Source organism: Candidatus Thermoplasmatota archaeon, from assembly GCA_035541015.1.
Lineage (GTDB): Archaea > Thermoplasmatota > SW-10-69-26 > JACQPN01 > JAIVGT01 > DATLFM01.
The window spans coordinates 21,902-29,161 of the sequence record DATLFM010000084.1 but is presented as its reverse complement, the minus strand read 5'-3'; the positions used below and the strand labels follow the sequence as shown (position 1 = coordinate 29,161).

The 7,260-nt window shown below is 68.7% G+C and carries 6 protein-coding genes; 5 read left to right on the top strand and 1 reads right to left on the bottom strand.

Annotated elements, in window-relative coordinates; all coding sequences use genetic code 11:
• On the bottom strand, positions 1-477 hold a 477-nt coding region (locus VM681_07650; GenBank protein HVL87856.1), incomplete at its 3' end, for a hypothetical protein.
• Between the two features lie 349 nt (positions 478-826).
• On the opposite strand from VM681_07650, the gene VM681_07645 reads away from it, so the two are divergent.
• From VM681_07645 to ppsA, 5 genes are all read left to right on the top strand, one after another.
• Positions 827-1,753, top strand: coding sequence for a winged helix-turn-helix transcriptional regulator (locus tag VM681_07645; GenBank protein HVL87855.1), 927 nt, complete (start codon positions 827-829; stop codon positions 1,751-1,753).
• A gap of 97 nt (positions 1,754-1,850) precedes the next feature.
• Positions 1,851-3,779 (top strand): fibronectin type III domain-containing protein, encoded by a 1,929-nt coding sequence (locus tag VM681_07640; protein ID HVL87854.1) that lies wholly within the window; start codon positions 1,851-1,853, stop codon positions 3,777-3,779.
• A gap of 52 nt (positions 3,780-3,831) precedes the next feature.
• The gene (locus VM681_07635) at positions 3,832-4,386 is read left to right on the top strand and encodes a 50S ribosomal protein L16 (protein ID HVL87853.1); all 555 of its coding nucleotides are present in this window, start codon (positions 3,832-3,834) and stop codon (positions 4,384-4,386) included.
• A 97-nt stretch (positions 4,387-4,483) separates the two neighbouring features.
• The gene (locus tag VM681_07630) at positions 4,484-4,903 is read left to right on the top strand and encodes a helix-turn-helix transcriptional regulator (GenBank protein ID HVL87852.1); all 420 of its coding nucleotides are present in this window, start codon (positions 4,484-4,486) and stop codon (positions 4,901-4,903) included.
• The gene (ppsA, locus tag VM681_07625) at positions 4,900-7,206 is read left to right on the top strand and encodes a phosphoenolpyruvate synthase (protein HVL87851.1); all 2,307 of its coding nucleotides are present in this window, start codon (positions 4,900-4,902) and stop codon (positions 7,204-7,206) included. The genes VM681_07630 and ppsA overlap by 4 nt, the downstream gene beginning before the upstream one ends.
• Positions 7,207-7,260: the final 54 nt, after the last annotated feature.

Below are 7,260 nucleotides of genomic sequence, written 5' to 3'. Positions count from 1 at the left end.
CGCGTCGGCGCGGGCCTTCACCTGCGCTTCGGCGCTGGCCTTGGCCTGCATCGTGGCGCGGGCGTTTGCCTGCACGTTGCTCTCGAGGTCCGCGCGGGCGTAGGCGGCCGCGCGGGCGGAGGCGTCCAGCGTCGCGCGGGCTTGGCCCTCGACGCGAGCCTTGGCGTCTCCGACTGCGCGAAGGGTGGGGCGCGTGTCGACGTCGGCGTCGGCGTCCACGTGCGCGCGCGAGGAGAGTCGGCTCTCGGCGTACGCGTACGCGTCGCCGCGCACCGAGCCATCGAGCGCACCGCTTGCCTCGCCGTAGGCGTCCATCGACGTGTCGAGCGAACCCGACGCGCGAGCGTCCACGCCGGCGTACCCGCCCGTGGACACCCCCGCGCCAAGCGCGTACGCACCTGGAGCGATCGCAACGAAGGCGATCAGTGCAAGCGTTCCCAATCCGACCCGGCCAAAGCGCATCCCAATCCGCTTCATGACAGACACCTAGCACAATCCTCGACCGGCCCGCTTATAGCCAGATTGGATGCCGCCGTGAAACGAGCCCGAGTCCCCGCCCGGCATGTATGTATGCGCGCGCGACAAGAAGCAGGGCACAGACGATGCGCCGCCCTCCGGTTCTTGTGCTCGGACGACGCCCGGTGCCCGGGGGCCCGGGTGCAAAGTCCCGTGAGCGCCGGGTTCCCTCGTTTCACGGGGCCATACACAAAGCCCAAATACCCTCCTCCGACAGAGCTTCGGTCGGAATGGGGAGCCCGCGGAACGCCGCGGGCAGGAGGGAGCGCAGGGCGCGCCTCGAGCGCCTTGCGGTTGGGATGGGACGAACGTGAGAAACGCTTCCGTGTACGCGCTCGCACTCGTCGCCGGCTTTGCGCTGGCGGCAGGCGCCGCGCAGGCCGCGACGGGCTGGGTCGAGATCGGAGGCCACGCCAAGGCCGGAAGCTCCGTCTCGCTCGCGCACGACCTGCGCCTGCTCCCGCTTCCAAGCATCGACCTCTCGCTGCCGGGCCTCTCGCTTGGCGTCTCCTCGGAAGGCTCTGCCGCCGGAACCGAGGAAGCCTCCGTCTCCACGATGTCGGACGCTTCCGCCGGGACGGGCGCGGGTGCCTTCCTTCCGCCGCACGTGGAGGCGGCGCTTCCGGCCGCCGCCGCGGCCGCCGCCGGACTTGCCGGCGCCGCCGTCGCCTTCGAGCCCGTGCGCCACGGCCTCTTCCTGCTCCTTGCCCCCCTGTACTCGCGCATCCGCCGCAACGACGTGCTCGACCACGAGGTGCGCGAGCGGATCTACCAGAAGATCCAAACCGCCCCGGGCATGACGATCCAGGAGCTCACCACCGAGGCGGGCGTCGGGTGGGGCACGACCGTGTACCACCTGGCGCGTCTCGAGAAGGAGAAGCTCGTCGTGTCGCGCAAGTTCGGCTCCAACCGCCGCTACTTTGCGAACGGCACCGTCGCGCCGCAGAACGCGCAGGCGATCTCGATCCTTCGCAACGACGTGAGCCTGCGCATCGCTTCGTTCGTCCGGGACAACCCCGGCGCGGCGCAGAAGGACGTGTGCGAGAACCTCGGCATCTCCCCGCCGGTCGCAAGCAAGTACCTGCGACGCATGCAGGAAGCCTCGCTCGTGCAGAGCGAGCGCGACTGGCGGCACGTGAAGTACTATCCGGGCGAGAACCTCGACGCGATGATGCGCACGACGGCCGGCGAGGCCGACCCGGCGCCCGTTGCGGCCCCCGGCCTTGCCTCCGCCTAGTTTTACTGCGCAATTGCGCAGGAATCGATTCGAAACGACTCTAAGGAGATTCCTTAAATAGCCTCAGTCCGTCGTTCGAGCCGTCGGAGGCTTGCGCGTGCGGTCGCCAGGAGTAGCCATCGGTCTTGCGCTCCTGCTTTTCGTCTCCACCCTTCCGGCGCCCTCCACGCAGGCGGCCACGTCCGGCACGGGCGCGGAGGTTGTCCAAGACGACGAGGGCGACCACCTCGACGCCTTTGGGCCGGCCACCGACGTCCTGCGCGTGGGCGCGCGCACCGAGCCGACGCTGCTCCGGTTCTTCGTCAAGGTCCAGGACCCGCAGCCTCCCCCCACGATCGTCCGCTACCGCCTCGGATTCACCGTGGTGGGCGGGCTTTCGTACTACGCCACCGCCTCCTACGCGCCCTCGGGGCAGGTGACGGGCGGCACGCTCTGGCGCGCCGTTCCCGAGACCGCTCGCATCTCGGGCACCGCCATCGTCGTCGATTGGCTCGGCTCCGAGCTTCGGTTCACGATCGCGCGGTCGCTCCTTGGCAACCCAGCCGACGGCACGGAGCTCTTGCAGATCACGGCCGCCGTCACCTCCACGCCGACGGCCGCCTCGGAGGTGCGCAGCACGCTCACCTTCTACGACGACACGGAGCCCGGGTCCTACGTGGTCGGATTCAACACGCCTTTCACCGTCCCGAGCGAGCCCCTGAACCCCGCCGCCTCGGGCAACCTCGAGCGCATCACGGTCACCTGGAACGCGCCGGCCAGCAACGGCGGCTCGGACATCCTCTCCTACCAGCTCTACCGTGGAACCGCAAGCGGCAACCTCGCGCCGCGGGCGACGCTTCCGGCCTCCGCGCGCAACTTCCACGACGCAGACGTCCTGGCGGGCACGCAGTACTTCTATCGGGTCGCCGCCGTAAACGGCGTGGGCGAGGGCCCGCCAAGCAACGAAGTGTCCGCGCGCCTGGCGACCCCCGTCCAGCCCAATCCGCCCACGCCGCCGCGGAACGTCACGGCCTCGGGAGGAAACGGAGCGATCTACCTCGAATGGCAGGCGCCGGCGAGCAACGGCGGCGCGGCGGTCCAGCAGTATTCCGTGTACCGCGCGGGCGCCCTTGTCGCCAACACGACGAACACGTTCTTCTATCACGACGGGCTGCCCAACCAGCAGACGTTCTGCTACAACGTCACGGCCTCGAACGTCGCGGGCGAGAGCGCGCCAAGCCAGGGGGCGTGCGCGACCACGACGAGCTCGCCTCCGCCGGGCTTTCCCGTGCCCTCGGCGGCCACGGGCATCGGACCCGGATCGAAGATCTTCATCAACGGAGGCATGTGCACGGCGAACTTCGTCTGGACCGACGGCGTGAAGCGCTACCTCGGTTCGGCCGGGCACTGCTTCCTGCCCTCCGACCGGACGGCCACGCACGGACCCGGCGCGGACTTCAACGCAAGCGGCGTCGTCGTCCGCGTGTGCGTGTCAAGCTGCCTCTTCGGCGGCGCGACGGGCGGCTTTGTCGCCGGCAACCTCGTGACGCTTGGCAAGGTGGCCTACGCGCGCCAGAGCGAGAACGGCGCGGCGGTGGGCAACGACTTCGGAATCGTGGAGATCCCGCCTTCGCTGTGGACGCTCGTGCGCCCGTCGCTTCCGGTGTGGGGAGGACCCGTGGCGGGACCCGACGGGCGCTCGACCCTCGGGCAGACCCTCTGCCACTACGGCGTCGGCTGGGTCATGGGAGAGACTTTTGCCACGATGGCCCGCGCAGGCGTGGGCATCGGCCAAAGCGACGCCGCCGGGTCGTTCACCTACGCCGGCGCGACCATCTCCGGCGACTCCGGCTCGGCCGTCGTGACCTGCCAGGTCAACACGCAGACGGGCGTGCGCGGCCTTGCGCCCGTGGGCATCCACACGCACAGCGACCTTGGCGCAGTCGTCATCAGCCTACCGGGCATCAAGCACGGGACGACGATCGCAAAGGCGAAATCCATGGCCCAGCAGGCGGGAATCTCGCTCTCGCTCGTGTACAGTGGCTAGCCGGCGACAGAACGCTTAAGTAGGGCAACCGACTGTCTCGGCCTGGTTCCCCATGCCCGGCAAGCCCGGTTCGATGTATCGCTGGATCACGCAGATGGCGTACACGCGCCGCGAGTACATGGGCGGCGTGCCGGGCAGCCGCATCACGCAATTCGACCTTGGCGACAAGACGACGGACTTCCCGGTCCGCCTTGCGCTTGTGGCCAAGGAGCGCTGCCAGATCCGGCACAACGCGCTGGAGGCCGCGCGCGTGAGCACGAACCGCGTCCTCATGAAGTACACGGGCGCCACGGGCTACAACCTGAAGATCCGCGTCTACCCGCACCACGTCCTGCGCGAGAACAAGCAGGCCTCCGGCGCCGGTGCCGATCGCGTGTCGCAAGGCATGCGCCAGTCCTTCGGAAAGGCCATCGGCACGGCCGCGCGCGTCGAGCCGGGCCAAGTCTTGATCGAAGTCGGCGTCAAGGCCGAGCACGCGAAGTGGGCCAAGGAGTCCCTCCGCAAAGCCAACACGAAGCTTCCGACGCCTTGCGACATCGTCGTCCAGAAGGGCGCCGAGCACATGCGCGACCATGCGGCGGAAGAGGAAGCCCCCGCCGCACGCTAGGACAAACCTCACAAGCTGCCGCTTTGTGACGTAAAGGTCACCTTCGATTTCGCCCTCGGCAAAAGAGCTTTCTACCTTGTGACCGTACGGTCAACCCGTGGTTTCCACGGAGGCCGAGCGGCTGCAAACGGACATCGCCGGGCGCCTTGTCCTTGCGCCCGCCCCGGGAGCGGAAATCCGCCGCTTGCGGGAACGTTGCGGCTTCACGCAGGAACGCCTCGCCGAGCTTCTGGGCATCGCGCGCGAGACGCTCTCGCGCATCGAGGGCGACCGGCTGAAGCCCACGCTCGAGGTCGTGCAGCGCCTTTCCGCCATCGCCGCGCTGTCGGACGCGACGCGCGAGCACGTGGCCGAGACCGAGGCCCTCGGGCTTCCTCCCGACGGGGCTTGGCTTGCCCGCGTGGCCAAGAGCCTGCGCCTTTCCAAGGAGACCGCCGACGAGGTCGCGCTTGCGGCCATGATCGGTTACGATCGCAAGAAGAGCAGTTGGATCCGCGAACTGGCGGGTGGACGATGAAACGCATTCTGTGGCTTACGGAGATCGGGAGAAACGACGTCGCGACCGCCGGCGGCAAGGGCGCCAACCTCGGGGAGATGACCCAGGTCGGGTTCCCCGTCCCTCCCGCCTTCGTCGTTTCCGCCGACGCGTACGGTGAGTTCCTTCGCGACACGGGCCTTCACGCCAAGATCGGCGAGATGCTCAAGGGCGTGAACGTGGACGACAACAAGGCGATCCACGAGGCCTCCGACCGGATCCGCGCGCTTCTTCACAAGTCGGCCATGCCCAAGGCCCTCGAGCAGGAGATCGCCAACGCCTACGCGAGCCTCTCGAAGCCCACGGGCGGCGACGCCTTCGTCGCCGTGCGCTCGTCGGCGACGGCCGAGGACCTGCCGGAGGCGAGCTTCGCCGGCCAGCAGGAGACGTTCCTCAATTGCAAGGGCACAGCAGACGTCGTCGCCCACGTGCAGCGGTGCTGGTCGTCGCTGTTCACGCCGCGAGCCATCTTCTACCGAGCCAAACAGAAGTTCGAGACCGACAAGGTCCGCATCGCCGTCGTCGTCCAGCGCATGGTGGACGCGGAGAAGGCCGGCGTCCTGTTCACGCGCCACCCCACGACGGGCGAGGACAAGCTCGTCATCGAAGGCTCCTGGGGCTTGGGTGAAGGGGTCGTCTCGGGCGTCGTGTCGCCCGACAACTACGTCGCCGCCCCGGACGGCAAGATCCTCGCGTCGAACATCATGAGCAAGACCACGATGTTCGTGCGCGGCAAAGATGGAAAGACCGCGACCGTGCCCGTGCCCGCCGACAAGAAGATGGGACGCGTGCTCTCCGAGGAGGAGATCGGCCGCCTCGTGAAGCTCGGGAAAAGCGTGGAGAAGCACTACGGATCGCCCCAGGACATCGAGTGGGCCTTCGAAGGAACGGAACTCTATCTTCTGCAGACGCGCCCCGTCACCACCATCAAGCAGCCGTCCAAGGCGCCCCCGCCGGCGCCGCATGCGGCCGCCGCCGGCGGCGAGAAGATCCTCCTCCAGGGACTGGGCGCAAGCCCGGGCACGGCCTCGGGCAAGGTCGTGATCCTGACGGACGCCAAAGCGCTCGACCGCTGCAAGGAGGGCGACGTTCTCGTGACGCCCATGACGATGCCCGACATGGTGCCCGCCATGAAGCGAGCCGCGGCCATCGTCACGAACGAAGGCGGAATGACCTGCCACGCCGCCATCGTCTCGCGCGAGCTTGGCATCCCCTGCGTGGTCGGGACGAAGAAGGCGACGACGCTGCTCAAGGAAGGCCTCGTCGTCACCGTGGACGGCGAGAAGGGGCTCGTCGCCGAAGGCGCCGCCGAGCGGACCGCCAAGCCCGCCGCCGCGCCGCCGCCTGCCGCCGCCGTCGCGCCCGTCGCGCAGAAGCTCGTCACGGCCACGGGCGTCAAGGTCAACATCAGCATGCCCGAGGCGATCCAACGCGCCATGGCCGTGTCGCCCGACGGCGTGGGTCTCCTCCGCATCGAGCACATCGTGCTCGGCCTGGGAAAGCACCCCCTCCAGTTCGTGAAGGAGGGCAAGCGCGAGGAGTACGTGAACTACCTTGTCGACAACATCCGCAAGGTCGCCGAGCCCATGTACCCGCGGCCCGTGTGGGTCCGCACGCTCGACGCGCCCACGGACGAGTTCCGGCTGCTCCCGGGCGGACAGGACGAGCCCCGCGAGCACAACCCCATGCTCGGGTGGCGCGGCATCCGCCGCGGGCTGGAGCAGACCGACCTCCTCCTCGCCGAGTTCGAGGCCGTCAAGCGCCTGCACGCAAAGGGCCTGAAGAACGTCGGCATCATGCTGCCCCTTGTCCAGAGCCCCGAGGAGGTGCGGCGCGCAAAGGACCTCCTGCGCGAGGTCGGGCTTGAGCCCCACAAGCAGGTGGCCTTTGGCATCATGGTCGAGATCCCAGCCGCCGCGCTTGCCATCGACGCCATCCTCGACGAGGGGCTCGACTTCGTGAGCTTTGGAACGAACGACCTCACGCAGTACACGCTTGCCGTCGACCGCAACAACGAGCACGTCGCACGCCTGTACGACGAGTTCCACCCCGCCGTGGGCAAGCTCATCCAGATGACGATCGAAGCGTGCCGCAAGCGCGGCGTCGAGACGTCCATCTGCGGGCAGGCCGGATCGAACCCCAAGTTCGTGGAGAAGCTCGTCCGCTGGGGCATCTCCTCCGTGTCGGCCAACATCGACGCCGTGACCCGGGTGCGCGAGACGATCGCGGCGACGGAGCAGAGGCTGCTCCTCGATGCCGCGCGCGAGCGGCTGGGCGACCGGTGACGTCCCCTCGGTCGCGTGGCGCGGTCCGCCCCTCGGCAACCTTCAAATAGACCC